This window comes from Herbaspirillum sp. alder98 (assembly GCF_020179755.1).
Classification (GTDB): Bacteria; Pseudomonadota; Gammaproteobacteria; order Burkholderiales; family Burkholderiaceae_D; genus Herbaspirillum.
Genome location: NZ_JAIUCY010000001.1, coordinates 681879 through 706477 on the forward strand (window position 1 = coordinate 681879; position 24599 = coordinate 706477).

The 24599-nt window shown below is 64.1% G+C and carries 21 protein-coding genes; 5 read left to right on the top strand and 16 right to left on the bottom strand.

Going from position 1 to position 24599, the window contains the following annotated elements; translation table 11 throughout:
* Positions 1-31: 31 nt before the first annotated feature.
* On the bottom strand, positions 32-2149 hold the full coding sequence (locus tag LBW87_RS03240; protein WP_225200334.1) for a putative bifunctional diguanylate cyclase/phosphodiesterase: 2118 nt from the start codon (positions 2147-2149) through the stop codon (positions 32-34).
* A 373-nt stretch (positions 2150-2522) separates the two neighbouring features.
* On the opposite strand from LBW87_RS03240, the gene LBW87_RS03245 reads away from it, so the two are divergent.
* A complete protein-coding gene (locus LBW87_RS03245) occupies positions 2523-3839 on the top strand; it encodes a phospholipase A (protein ID WP_225199985.1) in 1317 nt (438 codons plus the stop codon).
* 78 nt (positions 3840-3917) lie between these two features.
* On the opposite strand, the gene gorA is transcribed toward LBW87_RS03245, so the two are convergent.
* On the bottom strand, positions 3918-5285 hold the full coding sequence (gorA, locus tag LBW87_RS03250) for a glutathione-disulfide reductase (protein WP_225199986.1): 1368 nt from the start codon (positions 5283-5285) through the stop codon (positions 3918-3920).
* Between the two features lie 58 nt (positions 5286-5343).
* Positions 5344-6963: an ABC transporter permease gene (locus LBW87_RS03255; protein ID WP_225199987.1), complete on the bottom strand. Its 1620-nt coding sequence runs from the start codon at positions 6961-6963 to the stop codon at positions 5344-5346.
* 82 nt (positions 6964-7045) lie between these two features.
* Here LBW87_RS03255 and LBW87_RS03260 point away from each other — a divergent pair, with 82 nt between their 5' ends.
* A complete protein-coding gene (locus tag LBW87_RS03260; RefSeq protein ID WP_225199988.1) occupies positions 7046-8119 on the top strand; it encodes an ABC transporter ATP-binding protein in 1074 nt (357 codons plus the stop codon).
* Positions 8120-8289: 170 nt separating this feature from the next.
* Here LBW87_RS03260 and LBW87_RS03265 read toward each other — a convergent pair whose 3' ends face one another.
* The 8 genes from LBW87_RS03265 to LBW87_RS03300 form a co-directional block, all read right to left on the bottom strand.
* Positions 8290-8520: a hypothetical protein gene (locus LBW87_RS03265; protein ID WP_225200335.1), complete on the bottom strand. Its 231-nt coding sequence runs from the start codon at positions 8518-8520 to the stop codon at positions 8290-8292.
* A gap of 128 nt (positions 8521-8648) precedes the next feature.
* Positions 8649-10043 carry a TAXI family TRAP transporter solute-binding subunit gene (locus LBW87_RS03270; protein ID WP_225199989.1) on the bottom strand — a complete coding sequence of 465 codons (1395 nt, stop codon included), beginning with the start codon at positions 10041-10043 and terminating at the stop codon, positions 8649-8651.
* Positions 10044-10163: 120 nt separating this feature from the next.
* A complete protein-coding gene (cynS, locus tag LBW87_RS03275; protein ID WP_225199990.1) occupies positions 10164-10607 on the bottom strand; it encodes a cyanase in 444 nt (147 codons plus the stop codon).
* Between the two features lie 49 nt (positions 10608-10656).
* A complete protein-coding gene (locus LBW87_RS03280) occupies positions 10657-11532 on the bottom strand; it encodes an ABC transporter ATP-binding protein (protein WP_225199991.1) in 876 nt (291 codons plus the stop codon).
* A 13-nt stretch (positions 11533-11545) separates the two neighbouring features.
* On the bottom strand, positions 11546-12394 hold the full coding sequence (gene ntrB / locus LBW87_RS03285) for a nitrate ABC transporter permease (RefSeq protein ID WP_225199992.1): 849 nt from the start codon (positions 12392-12394) through the stop codon (positions 11546-11548).
* Positions 12394-13791, bottom strand: a complete 1398-nt coding sequence (locus LBW87_RS03290) for a CmpA/NrtA family ABC transporter substrate-binding protein (protein WP_225199993.1) — start codon at positions 13789-13791, stop codon at positions 12394-12396. Before LBW87_RS03290 ends, ntrB begins: the two co-directional genes overlap by 1 nt.
* 242 nt (positions 13792-14033) lie before the next feature.
* Positions 14034-14687: a response regulator transcription factor gene (locus LBW87_RS03295; RefSeq protein WP_225199994.1), complete on the bottom strand. Its 654-nt coding sequence runs from the start codon at positions 14685-14687 to the stop codon at positions 14034-14036.
* Complete coding sequence (locus LBW87_RS03300; RefSeq protein ID WP_225200336.1) at positions 14684-15856, bottom strand: PAS domain S-box protein; 1173 nt, start codon at positions 15854-15856, stop codon at positions 14684-14686. Before LBW87_RS03300 ends, LBW87_RS03295 begins: the two co-directional genes overlap by 4 nt.
* Positions 15857-16044: 188 nt before the next feature.
* On the opposite strand from LBW87_RS03300, the gene LBW87_RS03305 reads away from it, so the two are divergent.
* Positions 16045-16347: a helix-turn-helix transcriptional regulator gene (locus tag LBW87_RS03305; protein WP_225199995.1), complete on the top strand. Its 303-nt coding sequence runs from the start codon at positions 16045-16047 to the stop codon at positions 16345-16347.
* Entirely contained in the window at positions 16341-17681 is a 1341-nt protein-coding gene (locus tag LBW87_RS03310) for a type II toxin-antitoxin system HipA family toxin (protein WP_225199996.1), read from the top strand. Before LBW87_RS03305 ends, LBW87_RS03310 begins: the two co-directional genes overlap by 7 nt.
* Before the next feature lie 60 nt (positions 17682-17741).
* On the opposite strand, the gene LBW87_RS03315 is transcribed toward LBW87_RS03310, so the two are convergent.
* The 5 genes from LBW87_RS03315 to LBW87_RS03335 form a co-directional block, all read right to left on the bottom strand.
* A complete protein-coding gene (locus LBW87_RS03315; RefSeq protein WP_225199997.1) occupies positions 17742-18503 on the bottom strand; it encodes an SDR family NAD(P)-dependent oxidoreductase in 762 nt (253 codons plus the stop codon).
* A gap of 57 nt (positions 18504-18560) precedes the next feature.
* Positions 18561-19280 carry a FadR/GntR family transcriptional regulator gene (locus LBW87_RS03320; RefSeq protein ID WP_225199998.1) on the bottom strand — a complete coding sequence of 240 codons (720 nt, stop codon included), beginning with the start codon at positions 19278-19280 and terminating at the stop codon, positions 18561-18563.
* Positions 19281-19499: 219 nt separating this feature from the next.
* On the bottom strand, positions 19500-20567 hold the full coding sequence (locus tag LBW87_RS03325) for a porin (protein ID WP_225199999.1): 1068 nt from the start codon (positions 20565-20567) through the stop codon (positions 19500-19502).
* Between the two features lie 125 nt (positions 20568-20692).
* Complete coding sequence (locus LBW87_RS03330; RefSeq protein WP_225200000.1) at positions 20693-22015, bottom strand: MFS transporter; 1323 nt, start codon at positions 22013-22015, stop codon at positions 20693-20695.
* Positions 22016-22049: 34 nt separating this feature from the next.
* On the bottom strand, positions 22050-23264 hold the full coding sequence (locus LBW87_RS03335) for a M20 aminoacylase family protein (protein ID WP_225200001.1): 1215 nt from the start codon (positions 23262-23264) through the stop codon (positions 22050-22052).
* Between the two features lie 314 nt (positions 23265-23578).
* On the opposite strand from LBW87_RS03335, the gene LBW87_RS03340 reads away from it, so the two are divergent.
* On the top strand, positions 23579-24568 hold the full coding sequence (locus LBW87_RS03340; protein WP_225200002.1) for a LysR family transcriptional regulator: 990 nt from the start codon (positions 23579-23581) through the stop codon (positions 24566-24568).
* The last annotated feature ends 31 nt before the right edge of the window (positions 24569-24599 follow it).

The window sequence follows — 24599 nt, forward strand, 5'->3', positions numbered from 1 at the left end:
ACTTCCCGCAGGGTGAGTTGACGCGTGCCGGTCAGCCGTGGCGGGCTAGTGCTTGCGGCAGCAACTCGAGCGGCGTCGATGGTGGGTCGACGGCACGGATGAACTGCTCCGGCGCCATGGGGCGACCGATCAGGAAACCCTGCATCGCTTCGCAACCGACCGAGGTCAGGAAGTCCTGCTGCATTTCGGTTTCGACCCCTTCGGCCACGATGCGCAGATTTAACGCGCGGCCCAGGGCCACGATGGCCGAGACGATGGCCGCATCTTCGGTGCCGTCGGTCAGGTCGCGCACGAAACCGCGATCGATCTTCAATTCGCTGGCGGGCAGGCGCTTCAAGTACAGCAGGCTCGAGTAGCCGGTGCCGAAGTCGTCGATCGAAATCTCCACCCCCAGGCCGGCAATCTTGTGCAAGGTGCGCAAGCTGGCTTCGGTATCCTGCATCGCGGTCGATTCGGTGATCTCAAGCGTCAGGCAACGGGCCGGCAACTGGTGCTTGTCCAGCGTCGATTGCACCACCTGCAACAGATGCGGATCGCCGAACTGCAGCGCCGACAGATTGACTGCCATGGTCCAGTCGTCGTGTCCCTGGTCCAGCCATTCGCGCATCTGGCGGCAGGCCTCGTCCAACACCCAGGCGCCGATCGGGATGATCAGGCCGGAACGTTCGGCCAGCGCGATGAAGTCGTCCGGCCCCACCAGGCCGTGCACCGGATGCTGCCAGCGCAACAAGGCCTCGGCGCCGATGACGGCGCCGGACGGGGCCAGGAACTTGGGTTGGTAGACCAGCTTGAACTGCTTGCGCTCCAGCGCCGCGCGCAGATCCTGCAGCCATTGCAGCTGGTTGTGGGCATTCGCGTTCATCGAGGATTCGAAGAAGTTGTAGCCGTTGCGCCCGCTGCGCTTGGTGTGATACATCGCGGCGTCGGCATTGATCACCAGGTCGTGCCGGGTACTGCCATCGGCGGGATAGATCGCAATGCCGATGCTGGCCGACACCCGCAGTTCGTACTTTTCGACCATGAACGGCCGGTTGACGGTCTCCACCAGTTTTTCGGCGACCGCCATGGCGTCGTCCGGTTTTTCCAGGTCCACCAGGATCACGAATTCATCCCCGCCCAGGCGCGCCACCGTGTCGTGCGCACGCATGGTCTCGGCCAGGCGGTTGGCCACCGCCACCAGCAGGCGGTCGCCGACATGGTGACCGAGCGAGTCGTTGATGGTCTTGAAACCGTCGAGATCCATGAACATCAACGCAAAATAACTCTTGTTGCGCGCCGCCTTGTTGATGGCCTGGCTCAGGCGATCATCCAGCAACGAGCGATTTGGCAGCTTGGTCAGGTGGTCGTGCAGCACCATCTGGGTCAGTTCTTCATTGGCCTGCGCCAGCGAGCGCGCCAGCTTGGCGGTGCGCGACTCGAGCCGCGCGTCCAGCACCGAGGTCAGCAAGGCGATCGACAGCACCGCCAGCGTGACCACCACGATCAGGATCGCCAGCCAGCCGGGGCTGACGCCGCCGCGCGCGGACAGGCAGATCGAGTCCATCGGGAAATTGGCGGCGGCCATGCCGGTATAGTGCATGCCGACGATGGCCACGCCCATGACGACCGAGGCGCCCACCCGGGCGGCCCTGACATGCGGTGTATTGCGCCGCAGGTGGAAGGCGATCCACAACGCGGCGGCCGATGCCAGGATGGCGATGGCCACCGAGATCGTGAAAAGCAGCGGGTCGTATTCGATACCGGGGTTCATGCGCATGGCGGCCATGCCGGTATAGTGCATGGCGGCGATGCCGGCGCCCATGACCAGGGCGCTGTTCAAGAGCCGGCGCAACGGCAGCTCGGGCTGGGACACGCTCCACAGCGCATAGGCCGAGACGGCGATGGCGATGGCCAGCGACAGCAGGGTGATCGCAGCGTCGTAACCCAGCTCGATCGGCAGGCGGAACGCCAGCATGCCCACGAAGTGCATCGACCAGATGCCGATGCCCATGGCGACCGCGCCACCGGCCAGCCAGTAACGCCCGGCGCGGTTCTGCACACTGCCGGTGGTATTGACCCGCTCGGCCATGTCGAGCGCCGTGAAGGACGCCAGAATTGCCACCAGCAGGGAAATCACCACCAATGAGTTGTCGTAGGAAGCGCTTAACATGGCCATGACCCAGTCGAACCGGGAACACCCGTTTTTCGGAAATTATGTTGTGGCACAACCGGCCCCATGCCGCCTGCACCCTCCTCTTTCCCCATCCCGCCGGGGAACCCTGCCCCACCCGGACAAAAAGTCCTTGAGGCAGTCAGAGCTTATAAGGCGCGCCCCGCCGTCACAATCAGGAAATACCCCTTGTCAGATTGATAATGGAATATGCTTGCGGCGGCAGATGCGAGCCTCGCAACTTTATCCGGACTCGCTGATCTCTTAACACCATGGTGGGGCGTCTTCGGAAGACGTCCCCCCGCCCCGGGCGCGCGAGAACTCGCGCACCAGGACGCAACCGGCCCGAACAATACTACTGACAAAGGACACCATGCGCCGCCCCCTGTATTTATCCGTCACGCCCCGCCTGCGACCACGTTCGATGGCCCTCGCACTGTGCAGCCTGGCTTTGCTGGCCCCGACCATGTCGCAGGCGGCGATCTCGGTACTGCAGCCGCCCAAGCGAATCGACGCCAGCAAGCCGCTCGAATTGACACTGCTGGTGAGCGAAGACGAACAGCAGGAACAGTCCTATACGTTGCCGCCCACGGTGTTGGTGGCGGCCTCGGCCGACATGATCGCGCCGGTGCAGATCACCCTGACCCGGGTCGACGGCAGCGGCGCCGAGAGTATTACGTTGAAGAAGGGTGAGTTCCGCAAGGTGCGCTACCAGGGCAGCTTGCCTGACCGGCTGCGCGGCATGGTGCGCATCGAGCCGATCGGCATCGATGCCTCGCCGGTGCTGGTGGCGGTGGTTCGGCCCGGCCCCAATCAGCCGCCGCTGGAACCCGGCCCGACACTGCTCAACGCGCCGTTGGCCGACTCCGGCAGCAAGACCGCACCGGTGGCGCCGTCGGCCTCGGTGATTACCCCGGGCACCAATGCAGCGGCCAGCGCCACCGCCCCGGCGGCAGAAGACATCTTGTCCAACGGCAACCGGCTGTCGTTCCACGAGCCGATGTTCTTTACGGTGGGCAACAGCGGCGACAATGCCAATGCCAAGTTCCAGCTCAGTCTCAAGTTCCGGCTGTTCATGCCGGACGACCCGCGCTCGCGCGGCCTGCTGGACAACCTGTACCTGGGCTATACCCAGTTTTCGCTGTGGGACCTGGGCGCGCCATCGGCGCCGTTCCGCGACACCAGCTATCGTCCCAGCCTGTTCTATTACCTGCCCGACCTGGGCATCCACAACAGCGTCGTCAGCCGGGTCGGCATCGCCACTGGCCTCGAACATGAATCCAATGGCAAGGACGGCGCCGAGTCGCGCAGCGTCAACACCTACTTCGTGCAGCCGACGGTCAATTTCGGCAACCTGAACGACTACCACTTCACCCTCGCCCCCAAGGCCTATGCCTACCTCGGCCCGACCCGCGACAATCGCGACATCGGCGCCTATCGCGGCCACCTCGACCTGAAACTGGCCTATGGCAAGCCGGACGGCTGGGAACTGGCCAGCACCATTCGCAAGGGCCAGCGCAGCAACACCGGCAGCGTCGATACGCAATTGTCGTATCCGCTGTCGCGCCTGATTCCCGGCACGGCCGGCTATCTGGTGGCGAGTTATTTCTATGGCTATGGCGAGAGCCTGCTGACCTACAACCAGAAGGAGCGCGCGCAGTTTCGCATCGGCTACGCCTTCTGGCGTTGATGCCTCCGGCGCTGGCCAAATGAAACGGGGAGGCGCGATGCCTCCCCGTTGCATTGATCTCCGGAAAACGCCCTGCCGTCAGGCCACCGGCGTACGCATCGTCACGAATTCTTCGGCGCCGGTGGGGTGAATGCCGATGGTCAGGTCGAACTGGGCCTTGGTCGCGCCGCACTGCAAGGCCACCGCAAAACCCTGGATCACTTCACCGGCCTCGGGGCCCACCATGTGCACGCCCAGCACCCGGTCGCTGTCGGCATCGACCACCAGCTTCATGAGGGTACGTTCGGTGTTGCCCGACAAGGTGTTCTTGAGCGGCTTGAAGTCGGTCTTGAAGATCTTCACCTGCCCCGCTTCCTTGCGCGCCTGTTCCTCGGTCAAGCCGACGGTGCCGACATTGGGATGGCTGAATACCGCCGTGGGGATATTCTGGTACGACATCACCCGCTCGCCCTGGCCGAACAGGCGCGACACCACCGCCATTGCCTCGGCCAGCGCCACCGGGGTCAACGCCACCCGATCGATCACGTCGCCCACCGCCAGGATCGATGGCACGCTGCTTTCGAAATCGTCATTGACCTTGATGGCGCCGTTCTTCTCCAGCGCCACGCCGGCCTGCTCCAGGCCAAGCCGGGCGGTATTGGGTGCGCGGCCGGTGGCAAACAGCACGCATTCGGCCTGCAGAGCGTCGCCGTTACTCAACCGGACCGTCTTGGCAACGGCCTCGCCTGCCTGCGGCGCCTCGATGGCATCGATGGTGGCGCCGAACACCACCTTGATGCCCTTCTTGACCAGTTCGCCGGCCAGGAACACGCCGAGATCGGCATCCATGGTGCGCAACAGCCGCTCGCCGCGATACACCAGCGTGACATCGCTGCCAAGGCCATTGAGGATAGACGCCAGCTCGACGGCGATATAGCCGCCGCCCAGTACCACCACCCGTGGCGGCAAACCCTTGAGATGAAAGAAATCGTCCGACACGATACCCAGTTCGCGCCCGGGAATGTCCGGGCGCTGCGGGGTGCCGCCGGTTGCCACCAGAATATGCCGGGCGCTGAAGCGGGCCTCGCCCACGGCCACCGTGTGGGCGTCGACCAGCGTGGCAAAGCCGCGATGCAGCGTTACCTTGGCGCCATCCAGCAGGCGCAGGTAGATGTCGTTCAGGTGCTTGATCTCGCGGTCCTTGTTGGCAATCAATTGCCCCCAATCGAATTCCGGCCTGGCCGGCAGGCTCCAGCCGTAACCGGCCGCGTCCTGGAAATCCTGGTGGAAATGCGCGCTGTACGACATCAGCTTCTTGGGAATGCAGCCGACATTGACGCAGGTTCCGCCCAGGTCGCTGCTCTCGGCCAGGCCGACGCGGGCGCCGGCCTGGGCGGCAAAGCGCGCCGCACGTACGCCGCCGGACCCGCCGCCGATCACGAACAGGTCAAAATCGTACTGGCTCATGCTCATCTCCTCTGTTGCATTCATTGTTGTCTGCCATGTGGGCCTGGGGACGACTCTTTCAAGTCCGTCGCCGGCCGTCCAGCGCCCGCATCACCAGTAGCACCGGCACCAGGCCGACGGCGACGATCGACAAGGACGGCAACGCCGCCTCGCCCAGGCGCTCATCGCGCGCCAGATTGTGGGCGATCACGGCCAGCGTGTCGGTATCGAAGGGGCGCAGCAGCAAGGTCGCCGGCAATTCCTTGACCACATCGACAAATACCATCAGCGCGGCGGTCGCCAGCGAGCGCCACAGCAGCGGCACATGCAGGCGCCACGCGATTGCCCCGCGCGAGCAGCCCAGCGTACGTGCAGCTTCATCGATGCTGGGCGCGATACGGGTATAACCGGCGTCGATCGACTGCACCGCAACCGCCGTGAAGCGTACCAGATAGGCATAGATCACGCCCACCGAGCTGGCGGTCAGCAGTACCCCCCACCCCACGCCCGGCCACTGCGCCTGCAACCAGGCCAGCGGCAACAGGATGCCGACCGCGATCACCGACCCCGGCACCGCATACCCCATCGACGCCAGGCGCGCCACGAACCCCAGGGCCAGCGCCATCATGCGCGGCAAGCCACTGGCGCGTTGCGCGAAGCACAGCGCCAGGGCCAGCACCACGGCGACGGCGGCGGCAATGCCGCCGAAGCGGAAGCTGTTCCAGACCCACGCAAAATAGCGCGCGCCGGCGCCCGGCACGGCATCGCCGCCCGCTTCGCCCCACCACAATTGCAGCAGGATCGCCACCGGCAACACAAAACCCAGCACGATCGGCAGGATACAGATGGCCCAGGCCAGGGCCGCCTGCGGGCCGCCCAGTTGCGGCAGCCGCGCCTCGGCGCCGTCGCCGCCGCGCTGGCCACGGGTGCTGGCAAAACGCATGCGGCGCTGCTCGCGCCGCTCCAGCCACAACAGCACGGCCACGAAGAGCAGCAACATCGAGGCGTACTGGGCTGCTCCCAGGCGGTCGTCCATGACCATCCAGGCCTTGTAGATGCCGGTGGTGAACGTGGTCAAGCCAAAATAGGCGGCCACGCCATAGTCGGCCAGGGTCTCCATCAACGCCAGCGCGGCGCCGGCCACCAGGGCCGGGCGCGCCAGTGGCAATGCCACCCGCAGGATGCGCTGGTGCTGCGGGGTACCCAGCATGCGCGCGGCTTCCATCAGGTGCATACCGCGTTCGCCCAGCGCGTTGCGCGCCAGCAGGTAGGCATACGGATAGAGCGTGAAGACGAACAGGAAGATCGCCCCGGGCAAACCGCGCACATCGAACCTGAAACCGGGCCACCAGCCGCGCAGGATGCTCTGCACCCAGCCGGCGTATTGCAGGAAATCGGTATAGGCATAGGCCGAGACGTAGGCCGGCATCGCCATCGGCAGCAGCAACGCCCACGACATCCAGCGCTTGCCCGGAAACTCGAACAGCGCCACCGTCACCGCCGTGGCGCCGCCCACCACGATCACGCCCAGCGTCACCATCAAGGCCAGCCAGCCGGATGTAGCCAGGTAACCGGGCAGCACGGTGGCGGCCTGCTGACGCAGGGTATCGAGTCCGGCGGCATCCAGCCCGAACCAGGCGGACAGGATGCCGATCAGGGGCAAGGCAATGAGAACGGCGAGCAATCCGATAAGGTGCATGGGAGGGATAAGGATGATGGGTTCAATGGCATGCGCTAAACTTCACGCAAACGCGAATTGTAACCATTTGAGTGAGCCCCTCATGTTTCTGGAAGTCGATCAGGTCAGCATCCGTTATCCACGTGCGCATGCGGACGCCGTGAGCGCGCTGTCATTGCAATTGCCTGCAGGCGCGCTGGGGGTGCTGATCGGCCCGTCCGGCAGCGGCAAGACCAGCCTGCTGCGTGCCATCGCGGGGCTGGAACAGGCGGCTTCCGGTCGCCTCCTGCTGGATGGCCGCGTGCTCGACGGCGATGGCCAGCGGGTGTCGGCCGAAGAGCGTCGCATCGGCATGGTATTCCAGGACTTCGCGCTGTTCCCGCATCTGGACATCGCCACCAACGTCGGCTTCGGCCTGCGCCACCAGAGCCGCGCCGAACGCCGGCAGACGGTCGAGGCGATGCTGACCCTGGTCGGCTTGCCGGATGCGCATCGCAAATATCCGCACCAGCTCTCCGGCGGCCAGCAGCAGCGCGTGGCACTGGCCCGCGCACTGGCGCCGCAACCGCGCCTGCTGTTGCTGGATGAACCGTTCTCGAGCCTGGATGTGGAATTGCGCGAACGCCTGGCCGCCGACGTGCGCGAGATCATCAAGCGCACCGGCACCACGGCGCTGATGGTCACGCACGACCAGATGGAAGCCTTCGCCGTGGGCGATCTCGTGGGCGTGATGCGCGATGGAAAACTGGAGCAGTGGGACGCCCCCTACACCCTCTATCACCGCCCCGCCACGCGCTTCGTCGCCGACTTCATCGGCCATGGCGTGCTGATCGACGGCCATGCGCGCCGCCAGGGCGACGGCATCGAAGTCGATACCGCTGCCGGCGTATTGCGCGGTGTGCCGTCTCCCCTGGCGGGAGATGGCGAAGCGCGTCCGGTCGAAGTCCTGCTGCGCGCCGACGACGTGATCCATGACGACGATTCGTCGTTCAAGGCGCAAGTCGTGCGCAAGTCATTCAGGGGTGCGGAGTTTCTTTATACGCTGGAGCTCGATAGCGGCCAGCGCCTGTTGTCACTGGTGCCGTCGCACCATGATCATGCCATCGGTGAATGGATCGGCATTCGCCTCGAGGTCAAGCACCTGGTGAGCTTCGACGCCCGGGGCGTGAACGCTTGAAACACCGGCCACGCCCGCAACACCGGACGTGCCTGAAGCACCGGACGCACCTGAAACGGCAGACAAGGCCGAAACGGTAGTTGAATCAGAATCAACAGATAAATCAGAAGGCACGATAGGGAGGGCGCGACCGTGCCCATCCACCACCAGCCAGTCAAGCGCACGACGCATCAAATACGGGCTTTCGACAACACCACCAGCCAGCGGCGCAGCAGCAGGATTTCGACATGGCCCGGCTCGATGCCGGCGCTGCATTCGATCACGGGATTGACACGGTAGCGGCGCACATAGCTGTCGCGGCAGACGAAGATTTCGCGACGGCCCAGACGCACGCTGAACGACGACGGGCTGGACGAAGCGATGGCAAAACGCGCGTTGGACGCGAGATCGAACTGGGTCATGGAGCTCATGGCAGTGGTTCCTCTTCTTGTCGTTAAGAGGCTTCACTGTAGCACGATCACTGTACAAATACCCAGTATTTTTCATACAGTGGTTTTGCCGCGACGACTTGCCAAAAGGCAAGCCTGACTCAAGCGGCCGGCGGCGCCACGGCATGCTCCAGCCTGGTCCGGACGAATCCGATGTGTTCGCGCAGCACATAGAACTGGTCGGCGAAGGCCAGCGGCATCTTCATGCGATTGACCGCGGCCTCGATCTCGTCCAACCGTTGCAGGGTCTCCGCCTGCTCGCTGGCGCTGTCGCGCGCCAGTCCGCGCTCAAGCGCGATGAGCTCGCCATACCAGCGATAGATGCGGGAACGGATGCGCCAGCCGTACAGCATCGGCACCAGCCGGATCCCCGGGATCAACAGCAGTATCACCGGCAGCACGATGACCAGCGCCCGGTCCACCAGGCTGGCCAGCCAGAACGGCAAGGTACGGTAGACAAAGGTCTTGCCTGACTTGTAGTAGCGCGCCGCATCGTCGCTGATCCGGTACTCGTGCTCCAGCGGCGCCGGAAATTCGCCGGCCTTCTGCATCACGCTGGCCTTGCCATGCACCTCGTGGGCGGCTTCGATCAGCAGGTCCGACAACGCCGGATGCAAATCATCGCGCGCCACCAGTTCGGCCGTCGGCGCGACCAGCTTGGTATCGCGTGCGGGCAGGTTGCGCGCCAGGTCGAACACCCCCATGGGCATGTTCAGGGCATTGAGATAGCGAAAGCGTCGGACATAGGCCTCGGCCTGGGTGAAATCGAGCAGCCGCACACCGGGCGCGCGCAGCAGGCGGCCCATGGTGGCCAGCGAGACCGAGTCGCCCATCAGGAAGGCGGCGTCGATCTTGCCGGACGTCAGCGCCTGGGCGGTCTCGTCGCCACCGAGATTGAGCAGCTCGGTATGCGCGCCCGGCTCCACCCCGTTGGCCTTCAACAAGCTCGCCGCCAGGACGCTGGAGCCGCTGCCGGCGCCACCGATGGCGATGCGCTTGCCGGCCAGTTCCGACAATTGCCGCAGTGGCGGCGATGGCCGCCCGTCCTCGCGCGGTACGCTGCGGTAATACACCGTCACCGGCACATACGAGATGCTGCCCAGCGACACCAGGGCGTCGCTGCCCTTGACGCTGTCGGCCAGCCCGCCCTGCACGAAACCGACGTCCACATCCTGGTCGGGATCGGCCAGGCGCTTGAGATTGTCGAGCGAGCCGCCGGTCTCGACCAGATTGAGCTTGATCCCATCGCGCGCCAGGATGGTCCGGTAACGTTCGGCCACGCGCCAGAAATTGCTGTCGGCGGGACCTGCGGCGATGGTGATGGACGACGGCGGCGCCGGCCGGATCAGCCAGATCGCCAGCCAGGCGCCGACCAGCACCAACAAGACGAACGGCCCGAAACTGACGGCCAGGTCACGCCACGAGATGGCGACGAAGCGGGCCTTGATGCGTTGCGCAGAGGGCTTGTAGGCGGAGAATTTTTTATCGTTTGGCATGCGCCTATTCTACCTGCGACGCACCGGTACCAGCTTCAGTGCGAAAGACGCCGGGCCCTGGATTTCGTCAGGGCGGCGAAGAAACTTCTTCACTTTGTCGCCCTGGCGTCTTCCACGACCTTAATACGTCTTGTAGGGCAGGAACTTCCCCGACAACATCACGTTGACCCGGTCGCCGTTGGGATCGGCCTGGCGCTGGATATCCATCTTGAAGTCGATCGCGCTCATGATGCCGTCGCCGAACTCTTCATGGATCAGTTCCTTGATGGTGCTGCCGTAGACGCTGACGATCTCGTACCAGCGATAGATCAATGGATCGGTCGGCACCGGCGTGGGCAGCGAACCCTTGTAGGGCACGATCTGCAGCCACAACGTCTCTTCGTCGGTCAGCGCAAACAGTTCCTGCGCCACCGCGGCCTGGCGCGCGGTCAGGGTCATCTGCCCCAGCATGGCGGCGGTGGTCCACTCCTTGCTCTGGCCGATGCTCTCGGCGATTTGCGCCCAGCTCAGCTTGTTGCTGACCTTGGCGGCGATGATCTTCTGGGTGACTTGATTGCGGTCCATGCTGCTCTCCTTGAATGGGACGGTGATACGACAGTGATGTGGATAAAACTCAGGCCGCTGCCTGCGCGCCTGGCGGTAAAGCGGGTTCGAGTCCTGGCCGGACCACCCGCGTGACGGGCACGGCCGCGCCATCCGCCTGCGCCGCCTGGATCTGCCTGGAACGGTGCACCAGAAAATCGACCAGGTGATTGCGGATGCGATAGAACTGCGGGTCGTGATGCATCGATTCCCGCGTGCGGGTCTTGGGCATGGTGTTGATCACCATCTCGGCGATGCAGGCACGCGGTCCGTTCGACATCAGCAGGATCTTGTCGGCCAGCAGGATCGCTTCGTCGACATCGTGCGTGATCATGAACACGGTCTGGTGCGTGGCGCCGCAGATCTTCAGCAATTCGTCCTGCACCACGCCGCGCGTGAGGGCATCGAGCGCGCCGAACGGCTCATCCATCAACAGCATCTTGGGCTCGATCGCAAACGCCCGGGCGATCCCTACCCGCTGCTTCATGCCCCCCGACAGCTCGGACGGCTTCTTGTGCTCGGCCCCCTTCAGGCCGACCATCTCGATGAAGCGCCGCGCCTGCTGCTCGGCCTTGTCGCGCGGCCACTGCGGCCAGCGCGAGCGCACCGCGAATACCACATTGCCCAGCACCGAGAACCAGGGCATCAGCGCGTGGCTCTGGAACACCACACCCCGGTCCAGGCTCGGCCCCTTGACCTCGCGGCCGTCCATGATGACCACCCCGCCGCTGGCCGCTTCCAGCCCTGCCAGCACATTGAGGATGGTGGTCTTGCCACAGCCCGAATGGCCGATCACGCACACGAACTCGCCACGCTGCAGGCCGAACGACACGTGCTCGAAGACCGGCGGCGCGTCGGGCGCGTAGTGCTTGCTGAGACCTTCGACGCTCAGGAATGCCTTTTCCATGGGCGCGCTTGCTTCATTCGACATAGGTCACCCATTTCTGCAGGCGCGCGAAGATCAGGTCGAGCACCATGCCGGTGGCGCCGATGACCAGGATCGCGAAGATCACGCTGGTCAGCGACAGGTTGTTCCATTCGTTCCAGACGAAGTAGCCGATGCCGGTGCCGCCCACCAGCATCTCGGCGGCCACGATCACCAGCCAGGCGATGCCCATCGAAATGCGCATCCCGGTCAGGATGGTCGGCGCGGCCGCCGGCAGGATCACCAGGAAGGCGCGCCGCAAGGGCCCGACTTCCAGCGTCCTGGCGACGTTGAGCCAGTCGCGCCGCACCGAGGCCACGCCGAAGGCGGTGTTCATCAGCATCGGCCATACCGAGCAGATGAAGATGACGAACACGCCCGACACCGACGAATCCTTGATGGTGTAGAGCGCCAGCGGCATCCAGGCCAGCGGCGAGATCGGCTTGAGGATCTGGATGAAGGGATTGAGGGCGCGCTGCATCAGCGGCGACATGCCCAGCAGGAAGCCCAGCGGAATCGCCACCAGCGCCGCGATGCCAAACCCCAGCCCGACCCGTCCCAGCGAATGCCCGAGCTGTATCCCGATGCCCTTGTCGTTGGGACCGTTGTCATAGAACGGGTTGGACAATTCGCGCACGATGGTCTGGCCCATCTGCGCCAGCCCGGGAAAGCCGTCGCTCTTGGCCGCGCCGCCGCTCTTGCCCATCAGCTTGGCGTATTCGTCCTGGGCGCCGCCGGCGGCGCTTTCGCGCGGCAGGGTCGCCAGGTGCCACACTGCCAGCAGGCACGCCAGCAGCACCAGCGAGATGAGTGCGGCGCGCCAGCCGGTCCGGTCGGGCTTCATCAACTGGTCCTCTTGATGGCGAAGCTGTTGGCGTAGGCCTCGGCGCGGTCGGCATCGAACTCGCGTCCCATGATCGAATACTTGCGATAGGCGCCCGCGGGCACTGGCTGGCCCAGCTCCTTCATGTGCTTCTTGGCGTCGGTCAGCAGCAGCACCCGTTCAGCGATGCCCTTGTAGTCGACGTCACCCTTGATATAGCCCCAGCGCTTCATCTGCGACAGGATCCAGACCGCCATCGAATCCCACGGCACCGGATCGAAGTCGGCCCGTCCCGGCACATTCTTGACGTTGCCCAGGCCATCGGCAAAGCGGCCGGTCAGCACCTGCTCGACCACCGTCTCGGGCTGGTTCAGGTAAGCCGCCGGCGAAATCACCTTGGCCACCAGCGAGCGATTGGCCGGGTCGCGCGCCATGGCCGCCGCCGTCAGCACCGAGCGGAACAAGGCGGCGAAGGTATTCGGGTTCTGCCTGACGAATTCTTCGGAAGTGCCGAAGGCGCAGCAGGGATGGCCGTCCCAGATTTCCTTGGATAGCAGGTGGATGAAGCCGACCTCGTCGTAGACCGCACGCTGGTTGAACGGGTCCGGCCCGAGGAAACCGTCGATATTGCCGGCCCGCAGGTTGGCCACCATCTCGGGCGGCGGCGTGACGCGGATCTGCACGTCGCGATCGGGGTCCAGTCCGTGCTCGGCCAGGTAATAGCGCAGCAGGAAGTTGTGCATCGAATACTCGAACGGCACCGCAAACTTGAAGCCCTTCCACTGCTTCGGATCGCGCTTGTCCTTGTGCTTGACGTGCAGCGTGATGGCCTGGCCGTTGATGTTCTGGATGGTTGCGATGCGCATCTGCGTGGGGTTGCTGCCCACGCCCATCGACATGGCCAGCGGCATCGGCGACAGGAAGTGCGAGGCGTCGTGTTCCTTGTTGATCATCTTGTCGCGGATCAGGGCCCAGCCAGCCGTCTTGTTGAGCGAGACGTTGAGCCCCTCCTTGCGATAGAAGCCCAGCGGATCGGCCATGATCAGCGGCGCGGCGCAGGTGATGGCGATGAAGCCGATCTTGAGGTCCTTCTTTTCCAGCGCGCCATTCTTTTCCTGCGCCATCGCCTGCAAGGCCCCCAGCGGCAACACGCTGGCGATGGCCGCGCGGGCGGTGTTCTTGCCGACCGCGCGCAGGAAATCGCGACGCTGCGACAACCGTGGGAACAAGGCGCGCATGAGCGATTCCTCGATCACGTCCTCGGTCAGGGTCTCGACCTGCCGGCCCCGCTGCAGGCGCTGCGCCTCGCTGTCGGCATCGTGCTGGCGCTGGCTGCCATGACGACCGCATGAGCAGCCCTGGCCGGCGCCATCGGCGTCATAGGTATGAAAGACGTTGTGTTCTGGTGCTTTCGGCATGATTCCCCCGTTTGGTGAGTTTGAGGTGCGTGTGCGACACCGGTACTCCCCTGCAAGGGTTTTGCCAGCCGGGCCATGACGTCATCGTGTGACGACGGCCTGTAGTGATTGCACTACAAAATCCCGCGCCGTCGCTCTATCAGACCGCCGTCGTCCTGACGAAAGTCAGGACCCAGCGTCGTTCAACGTATGTCGAATGCGCCCCGATAGCCACTGGCCCCGGCCTGTGCCGGGACGACGCGCTACACCGGCATCAACTGATGCCTGACCGCATACATGGCGATACCGACATCGTTTGACGCCCCGGTCTTTTCCAGGATGCGGCTGCGATAGGTGCTCACCGTATTGGGGCTCAGCCCCAGTTGATCGGCGATCTCCTTGACGCTGCGACCGGCCGCGATCAGGCTGAACACCTGGTATTCGCGATGCGACAGGCTTTCGTGCGCGGCCGGCTGTTCGGCCGCCGAGCGTGCGCCCAGGCGCGAGGCCAGCGTCTCGGCCATCTGCGGGCTGACATAGATGCCGCCGCCGGCGGCCTTGCGGATGGCCGCCACCAGTTGCTCGGTGTCGGCGCTCTTGTTGACGTAACCGGCCGCGCCCAGCTTGTAGCAGCGCGCCGCGTACTGTTTTTCGGGATAGGTCGACAGCATCAGCACCGGCAGGCGCGGCATCTCCTGCTTGATCTGGCGCAGCACGTCCAGCCCGTCCTGCACGGGAATGGCGATATCCAGCAGCACCAGGTCGATGGCTTCGACCCGGGCCTTCTGCAACACCTCCGGACCGCTGGCGCATTCGGCCGCCACCTCGATGTCGGGGGTATCGGCCAGGATCTGCTTCAAGCCCTCGCGCACGATGCGATGGTCGTCGCAGAGGAGGATGCGAATGGTGTCGTTCATGACGGCTCCCGGCTGGGGCGTAACGGCAGGCGCAGGCAGACCAGCGTACCCGGCATGCCCGCCATGTCGTGTGCTGGTGCAAAGCGCGCACCAGCGATGCTCAATGCGCCACCGAAGTGCATGGCGCGCTCGCGCATGCCCATGACGCCATACGACGTCGCCGCCGCCAGCGCATCGCCGCTGGCGCCCACGCCATTGTCCTCGACTTCCATCACCAGTTCGGCCGGGGTCAGCATCACGGCAATGCGAACCCGGGTGGCGCGTGCATGCCGCGCCACGTTGGACAGCATTTCCTGGAAGATACGGAATGCGGCGGTAGCCTGGGCGCCGACCGGCACGAAGGCTTGCGGGGCGATATCGAAATTCACCTCGCAGGGCAACTCGGTGGCTTCCGAGAACTCCTGCACCTGCCATTCGAGGGCCGCGATCAAGCCCTGGTGATCGAGAATGCTGGGCCGCAGGTCGGTGATGATGCGTCCGACGTTGTCGACTGCCGTCTCGATGAGGCGGTTCATCGTGGCGCACTTGCGGGCCACCGGCTCAATCTCCCTGACCCGGCTGGCCATCCAGTTCACGTCCAGCTTCAGGGCCACCAGCAGGCTCCCCAGTTCGTCATGGATTTCACGCGCGATGCGGGTGCGCTCGTCTTCGCGCACCGAATGCGCATGGGCCGACAACTGACGCACCTGGCGCAACGCGGCCGACAGTTCGCGGGTGCGTTCGGCCACCCGCTGCTCCAGTTCGGCCTTGGCGCGCTGCAACTGCTCTTCGGCCAGGCGCCGCTTGGAGATATCGCTGAAGGTGATCACCGCCCCGCGCACCTGGCCGCCGTCGACGATCTGGTGCGACGAATATTCGGTGGCAAAGTAACTGCCGTCGGCGCGCCAGAACACTTCCTGGTCGACCCGGCACGATTCACCGTTGCGATAGGCCTTGAGGATCGGGCACTCGTGCTCGGGGTAATGACCGCCATGCTCGTGACTGTGATGCACCAGTTCGTGCATGTTCATGCCCAGCACCTGCTCCACCGCATAGCCCAGCATGTTGGCACCGGCCCGATTGATGAAGGTGCAACGGCCTTCAAGGTCGATGCCGTAGATGCCTTCGCCGGTGGAATCGAGAAGGAGGGTCAGCTTGTCGCGTAGAAGGTCGCTTTCGACGATGTCCATCGGGCCGGTGTCGGGTCGGGAAATGAACGAGAAATGCTGCAAGGGCCATGCCAGGGAGGCATGTTCAACATCAAAAATACACTACATATGTTGTATTTTCTAAATACATCATAAAAGCTGTATTTGCAATTTACAACATATAGGATGTATATTGAGATTACATCTTTAAAACTGTAAAACACATCACTATGGACTATCCGGTCAAGACTCAGCAGCAATTGAAGCCTTTGCTGGTCGGCTTTCGCAAGCGCGCCGGCAAGTCGCAAGCCGAGGTTGCTGCATTGCTGGGAATCAGCCAGCAAAGCTACGCCAGAATCGAGGCCAATCCGACCGCCACCAACCTCGGCCGGTTGATCACGATTCTCAGACTGCTGGATGTGGAGGTCGTACTCGCACAGAAAAATGACGGGACACCCGCGCCAGTTCAGTCACCAAAAAATCCGGCTCCGCCGAAGCTGGTCCCGCCATCGGGCACGAAGCAATCATGGTGACGCGTTTTCGCAGATCGGCCACAAACCGGTTGAACCTGTGGCTCAACGGCACGCCGGTGGCCCGTTGGGATATCCGCAACGGCGAACATTCATTGACCTACTTCGACGACTGGCTGGCCGACGAGCAATGCCGGCCCATCTCGCTTTCCCTGCCGATCACGGCGGGCAATGCCCCCTATCGTGGCGATGTCGTCAGAAATTACTTCGACAACCTGCTGCCGGACAGTGATGCCATCCGGCGACGCATGGCAGACCATTTCGGCACCGGCGGTGTCGCAGCCCATGAATTGCTGGCCGCTGTCGGTCGTGATTGCGTAGGCGCGCTCCAGTTACTGCCGCAGGACGGACAACCCACCCATCTGTTCTCGATCCGCAGCGAGGCGCTTGGTCAAGCCGATATCGCAGCGCTGCTGCGCCGCGCCGTATCAGACCGGCCCCTTGGGCAGCGTGAAGAGCTCGCCGATCTGCGTCTGTCGATTGCCGGCGCACAGGAGAAAACGGCGCTCCTGCAGCAGGACGGCAAATGGCGGCTTCCGCTCGCCAGCACGCCGACCACTCACATCCTCAAACTGCCATTGGGGCTGGTAGGTGCGATGCAGGCAGACATGCGCACCTCGGTCGAAAACGAATGGCTATGCTCGAAGATGATCGCCGCCTTCGGCCTGCCCGTTGCTCATTGCGACATGGCGCAGTTCGAAGAACAGAAAGTATTGGTGGTGTCACGCTTCGACCGCCGGCTGGCCGATGACGGCAGCTGGATCATTCGTCTGCCCCAGGAAGATTTCTGCCAGGCCACAGGCACGTCGGCGACGCGGAAATACCAGGCAGACGGCGGCCCCGGCATAAGCGATGTCATGCAGATACTTGCGGGTTCGACGCGGGCCATCGAAGACCGAACGCATTTCTTCAAGGCTCAAGTGGTGTTCTGGTTACTGGCGGCCACCGATGGTCACGCAAAGAACTTCAGCATCGTCCATCTGCCGCAACGCCAGTTCAGGGCCACCCCACTCTACGACGTTCTGTCCGCCCACCCGGTCATTGGCAACAAGGCAAACATGATCGCTGCGCAACGGGCAAGGCTGGCAATGGCAGTACGGGGCAAGTCCAATCATTACGTGCTCAGGGATATCCGCAGAAACCACTGGCTCGCGCACGCAGCCCAGACCGGGCTGGGAGAAGCGCTGGCGCAACAGATCATCGACGAGTCCATCGCCCAGGTGCCCGCCGTCATCGAGACGGCGGGCGCGCAACTGCCACCGGGATTTCCCGCAGACCTGTTCGAGGCGATCGCCCGCGGCTTGCGCGACCAGGCGGCGCTGTTATCAAGGACCTGATGCAAAAATGCCGACGCAAGGACGTCGGCATTCTTGACTCCTGTCAGACGACCGTCTCACTCAAGGCATGTACTGCCCGCCATTGACTTCGATGATCTGCCCCGTCACATAGCCCGACAACTGTTCCGAGGCCAGGTAGAGGAATGCGCCGCTGCATTCGTCCGGGTCGCCGATGCGGCCCATGGGAATGGTCTTGCGGAAGGCTTCCAGCTGTTCCGGCGTGGTGAAGCGTTCCTGGAACGGCGTCATGATCACGCCCGGCGCGACCGCATTGACGCGGATCTTGTCGGCCAGCAGTTCCTTGGCCATGCCGCGTGTGATGGTGCTCACGAAGCCCTTCGAGGCCGCATAGATCAGTGCGCCGGGGCCGCCGCCATGACGCGCCGCCACCGAGGTGACGTTGATGATGTTGCCGCCGCCCTGGCTGCGCATGACCGGGATCACTGCGCGTGTGAAGGCCACCACCGAACGGGCGTTGATCTGCACGATCTCGTCGAACAATTCGTCGCTGACTTTTTCCAGCGCCTCGCGCTTGACCAGGCTGCCGGCATTGTTGATCAGGATGTCGATACGCCCCAACTGCTCCACTGCCGTGGACACCGCGCGATTGATCGCAGCGCTGTCGCGCACGTCGGCGCCGATGGTGATCGCTCGGCTGCCGGTTTCGCGGACATCGGCGGCCACCAGTTCGGCTTCCTTGGCCGAACTGTTGTAGTGGACCACGACATGCGCCCCACGGGCGCCGAAGGCACGCGCCGCGGCGGCCCCGATGCCGGTGCTTGCGCCACTGATGAAGACAACTTTTCCTGCCAGATCAAGCATGGTGTTCTCCTTTGTGTATGCGTCGTTCGTTATGTGTCGTTCGATGGCGTGCCGGCGTCAGTCGTGGACCGACTCGTCCTTGTTCGGTGCGGCCCCGCGATAGGCCGCGCGCACATGCTGCAAGTGGCTGCGCATGGCGTCGGAGGCCCGCTGCGGATCGCGCGCCTGCAGCGCATCGAGGATCTCGCGATGGTCCTGCAGGCTGCGTTCGAGCGTGGCCGGGATGCGCGAGGTGATGGTGCGGCTCTTCTTGCCCAGCATGTAGAGGCTGCCGGCAATGCTCTGCAGGAAAGGGTTGTCGCAAGCCTCGATGATGGCCTCGTGAAACTCGACATCGGCAGCGGCAAAGGCCACCGGGTCGGACAGCAGCCGCGCCTCGTCCTCGACGTTGCGCACCAGGCGCTGCAATTCGCTGTCATCCATATGGGTCGCCGCCAGGGCGGCCACGCCGGTCTCGATGATCAGGCGCGCATCGAACAAGGCCTCCAGCGTGCCGGGGTTGAGGTCGATGATCATTTCCAGCGGTTCGAGCAATTCGCGGGTTTCGAGCGAACTGACGAAGGTGCCCTCGCCCTGGCGAATGCGCAACAGCCCCAGCAAGGCCAGCCCGCGAATCGCTTCGCGCACCGCCGGCCGGCCGACGCCCAGCATGGCCGCCAGTTCGCGCTCGGGCGGCAATTGCTGGTCGGGCTTGAGCAAGCCGCTACGGATCATGGTCAGCAAGCGTTGCGCAACCTGCTCGGAAATCGATTTCTGGACAATGGGATCAAATGACATGGCGTCGTCTTGAGTGCCTGTGGAGAGACTGGATCGGAGCCCTCCCCTGTCGACACGCTATGCTGCAGGGCGTCGGCAATGGTAAGACCAATGGCTGTGGAGGATAGGTATCCCCCGTCCAAGTGTCAAGCCACGAGAAACTGTGCCCTGCAGCATATCTGCGCGCCAGAAAAAACGGGGCCGTTGCGCCCCGTTTTATTGACCCGATGTTGCGCTGCCTCAAAAGCGATAGCGCAAACCCACCGCCAGCACCGACACATCGTCGCCGGCCTGGGTCACCGTGGTGCCGGACAGTGACGAAACGCCATTGCTACGGTTGAACACGCGGCCGATGCGGGTGTAGAGCGTGCTGGCGCGAGACAGGTTGTAGCCATAGCCGAAACCCACCGTAAACGAATTCTTGTCATGGGCCCCGGCCACATTGCGATACAGCAAGGCCAACTGATAATAGTCGCGCGTGTTCGGCGCCAGGGTCATGCCCAGCATATGACTCTGGGCGACGTATGAACCGACGGCGCGGGGCGCCACGTTGTTGAGCTCGTAGCTGAGGATCGCATCGCCCAGCTTGACTTGCACCCCAACCCCCGACCAGATGTTCTTGACCGAGGCCAGGGTCGCGGTGGGATCGGTATTGACCACGTTGTACTGGGCTCCGAGATAGAGCAGGTTGCCGCGGCTGTAGTGCGCCTCGACGCCATAGTCGGCGGCGCGCGGATAGCCTGCCGCCGTGCTCTCGCGCGGCGCATACAGGAACTGGGCCATTACGCCGGCCAGATCGGGCGTGGTGTACGAGACGGCATTGCTGATGCGCGAATCGCCCAGCGTGGCGCCGCGTCCGAGGTCGGCATTGGACGAGATCACGGTGCCATAGGGCGAAAAACCGGAGACCCCCAGGAACGGGTCCAGCGCCAGTGAAATCATGGCCGGGTACTGCCGTCCCAGCTTGACGGTGCCGACACTGTCCGAGCCGATCCAGATATTGGATTCGCGATTGAACAGGCTCTGCTCGCCCTGCAGCGTGGTGCCGCCGGCGACGCCCGTATCGGCCTGCAGCCCGCTTTCGAGCATGAACCCGGCAAACCAGCCGCCGCCCAGGTTTTCATGGCCCTTGAAGCCGATGCGCGAGGTCGAGCCGGCGCCGCTGATGGCTTTCATGGTGGTGCTGCCGCCATTGACATAGGCCACGCCCATATCCACCACGCCGTACAGCGTGACATTGTCGGCACTGGCGGCATGGGCCAGGGTGGAACAGGCTGCCAGCCAGGTCAGCGTTGCAAGTTTTTTCATTTTAGGGTTCCCCGTGTTGATGATCGAAGGCGCAGCAGTCCCCGGCACGCGCCTTAGCGCGTACACGTGAAATGCTGCTGGGTTGGTGTGAAAAGCAAGCCGCAGGTGGGCGGCGGAAGGTGGCGTCAGTCCAGCTTGCGGCCGGCGGTCTCGGGCGTCATGGCGATGGCCACCAGCGAAATCAGGCCGGTGCCGATGACGTACCAGGCCGGCCCCAGGTTGGAGCCGGTCGCCTTGACCAGCCAGGTGGCGATGAATTGCGAGAAGCCACCGAAGATCGATACCCCCAGTCCGTAGCACAGCGCCAGGCCGGTGGCGCGCACCCGGCGCGGGAACAGCTCGGACATCATCACGATGCTCGACACCGACGTAAATACCAGCGGTATGACCATCATCACCACCGCCACGAACAGGCCGGTGCCGCTGCGCAGGCTATCCATCAGCATGAACGCCGGGAACACCAGCACAATCAGCAACAGGCGCGACCAGGTGGCGACCGGCTTGCGGCCCAGGCGATCGGCCAGGATGCCGGCCGGCGCGCACAGCAGCAACTGCATGAGTCCCGCAATCCACGACGCCCACAGGGCCAGCGAAAACGGCATGTGCAGGATCGCCTTGGCGTAGGTCGTGATGTAGTGCATGACGATGTAGTTGGCCGAGGTGCCGCCGATGACGATGGCCGTGCCCAGCAACAGCGGCTTGCGATACAGGCGCAGGATTTCCGACAGCGCGCCGGGCGCATGCTTGCGCTTGCCCGACGCCGGCGCCTGCACGACTTCACCGGTCTCGTCCAGGAAGCGGCGGATGTAGTTACCGATCGGCACCAGCAACAGCCCCAGCACGAACGGCAGGCGCCAGCCCCAGCTTTCCAGTTGCTCGGTGCTCAGGCTGTAGGTCAGCAGCAGCCCCACGCCGGCCCCCGCCAGGGTGCTCAGGGACTGGCTGAACAACTGCCAGCTGCTGTAGAAACCACGCGTCTTGTCATCGGCATATTCCAGCAGCATCGAGGTCGATGCGCCGACCTCGCCGCCGACGGCAAAGCCCTGGATCATGCGCCCGACGATCATCAGCAAGGGCGCCGCCAGGCCGATCTGGGCATAGGTCGGGGTCACGATGAAGATCGCCGAACCCAGCGCCATGAGCCACAGGCTGAGCGTCATGGCCGGCTTGCGCCCGCGACGATCGGCCAGTTGCCCCATCACGATGCCGCCCAGCGGGCGTACCAGGAAACCTACGCCAAAGGTCGCCAGCGACATCATCAGCGACGCCCATTCGGAGGTGCTGGGAAAGAACTGGCGCCCGATGATCGCGGCGAAGTACGTATAGATCGAGAAATCGAAGAATTCCAGGCCGTTGCCGACCGTGATGGCGGCGATCTTCTTGGCCTTGGAGGGCGCGCTCACCGCGCCTGCGCTGCCCGCTGCCGGGGACGAACTTTTGCTGTTCATGGATGTGATCTGTAATGGATTCGGTTGATCTTGCTCAGGGCTGCTCGCCGGGTTCCAGCGAGGCCGACGACAGGAAGCGCTCGGTCAGCTTGATCCAGTAGCTGGCGGCGACCGGCAGGATGCTGTCGTTGAAGTCGTAGCGCGGGTTGTGCACCATGCAACCGCCCTGCTCACCTTCGCCATTGCCGATGATCAGGTAGCAGCCGGGACAATGCTCGAGCATGAACGAGAAGTCTTCGCTGCCGGTCAGTTGCTGCACGTTGTCGATGAACCCCTCCGGCCCCAGCCAGTCGCGCACCACGCCTTCGGCGAAGCGGGTCATGGCGGGATCGTTCTGCAGCGCCGGATAGCGCCATTGATAGTCGACCTCGGCGCGCGCGCCGAATGCCTGCGCCTGCGCATGCGCCAGCGCCGTGATGCGCTCGCGCAGCGCGGCCCGCACCTCGGGCGAATAGGCCCGCACCGACAGCCGCAACTCGGCCGTCTCGGCGATCACGTTGGGCGCATTGCCGGCTTGCAGGCAACCCACCGTCACCACCGCCATCTGGCGTGGATCGACGTTGCGCGCCACCACGCTTTGCAGGGCGACCACCAGATAGGACGCCACCAGCGCCGCGTCGACCGTGATATGCGGCATCGAGCCGTGTCCGCCATGGCCGGCGATCTTGATGATGACGGTATCGGACGACGCCATGAACGCGCCCGGCAAGGTGCCGATCTTGCCGGTCGGATAACCGGGCATGTTGTGATAGGCGAAGATGGCATCGCACGGAAACAGCTGGAACAGCCCGTCCTCGACCATCTTGCGGGCGCCGCCCAGGCCTTCTTCGGCCGGCTGGAAGATCAGGTGCAGGGTGCCATCGAAGGGCAGGTCCTTCAAGGTGCGGGCCGCCGCCAGCAGGGTGGCGGTATGACCGTCGTGACCGCACGCATGCATGGTGCCGCCATGCTTGCTGGCATAGGGCAAGCCGGTCTGCTCGGTGATCGGCAAGGCATCCATGTCGGCGCGCAAGCCCAGCCTGCGCGTACCACTGCCTTTCTTCAGCGTGCCCACCACGCCGGTTCCGCCCAGGCCGCGGTGCACGCTATAGCCCCAGGCCGCCAGTTTTTCAGCGACCAGGTCGCTGGTGGCGTGTTCCTGGTAGGCCAGTTCGGGATGAGCGTGGATGTGATGGCGCAGCGCGATGCTGTCGCCGAGATGTTCGACGATGCCTGGCACCAGAAACTGATTGTTCAACTGTGTTGTCATTGCACTCTCTTCATTACGTTGATCGCGACGCACCGCGCCGGCAATGCTGCAACGGTTGCAGCATCCGTACCATTGGCGCTGGCACAAGGACGCCAGGAGACGGCGGCAAGCATCCACAAGACGCTCAAACGGACCGCACGATCGACGGCAAAGCCGCTCCAGCCCTGGCGCAGCAAGTCTACCGACCGAACGGTCGAACGTCGTGTCAACGGTTGGTTGACATGAAAAGCCGCGGTTGAATGCAAAAAAGGATGCACGCCACCGATGCACCGTTTATGCTCGCCGCTGATACATTTCGCCCCTTGCCGCCTACCATGTCGCGTCCTCCCGAATTGAAGCTGCAGCAACTTCAATACCTGATCGCCATCGCCGATCATGGCGGCCTGCGTCCGGCCGCCCAGATGCTGGGCGTCAGCGCTGCCGCCGTCAGCAAAGGCTTGCAGGAACTCGAAAACACGGCCGGCACGCGCCTGCTGGAGCGCCAGGCGCAAGGCTTGCAGTTGACCGCCGCCGGTCGCAATCTGCTGGCGCGGGCACGCCTGATCCAGGGCGAGGTCGACCAGGCCGTGCTCGAACTGGGCGCGGCCCGGGCTGCCACCCGCATCCGCTTTACCGTCGGCATCACGCCATGGGTGTCGCTCACGCTGCTGGCGCCGACCATGCTGCGCTTTACCGCCATGCGGCCCGACGTCAACCTGCGCCTGCTCGATGTCTTCGGTTCGGACTATGCCGGCCTGCGCGACGGCAGCATGGACATGGCGATCGGACTGGCGCCGCCGGAACAGGCCGGCAATGAACTCAGCGCGCGCCCGCTGTTTTCCTACGAGCACACCATCGCCTGCCGTCGCGGCCACCCGCGCCAGCAGGCGCGTCACCTGGAAGAACTTGCGGGTCAATCGTGGCTGCTCAGCCATGAGATCACGCAGTACAAGCCGCCGCTGCGCGACTTCTTCATGACCCATTACGCCGCCGAACCGGCGGCCGACACGCCACTGCGGGGCCAGGTGCATATCTATCGCTCGATGCACATGATGGAAATGATCTGCAACAGCGACCTGCTGACGGTGGTCCCCTGGCCGGTGATCGAAGCCAGCCGCGAGCGCTACCCGGTGGAGGCCTTGACCCTCAAGGAACGGCTGCCGGCCAGCACCACCTGCTATGTGACGCGCAAGAACACCGCAGCCAACGGCTGCATCGGCGACTTCATCGAGGCCATGATGCAGGCCCTGTCCGAAGAATCGGTACGCAGCAGATACGTCCACCCGCGCGTGTTGCGCTCGCTCGACATCATCCGCAGCAAGTAGCGCACTTGAGCGGCGCGACCAGGCCCACATG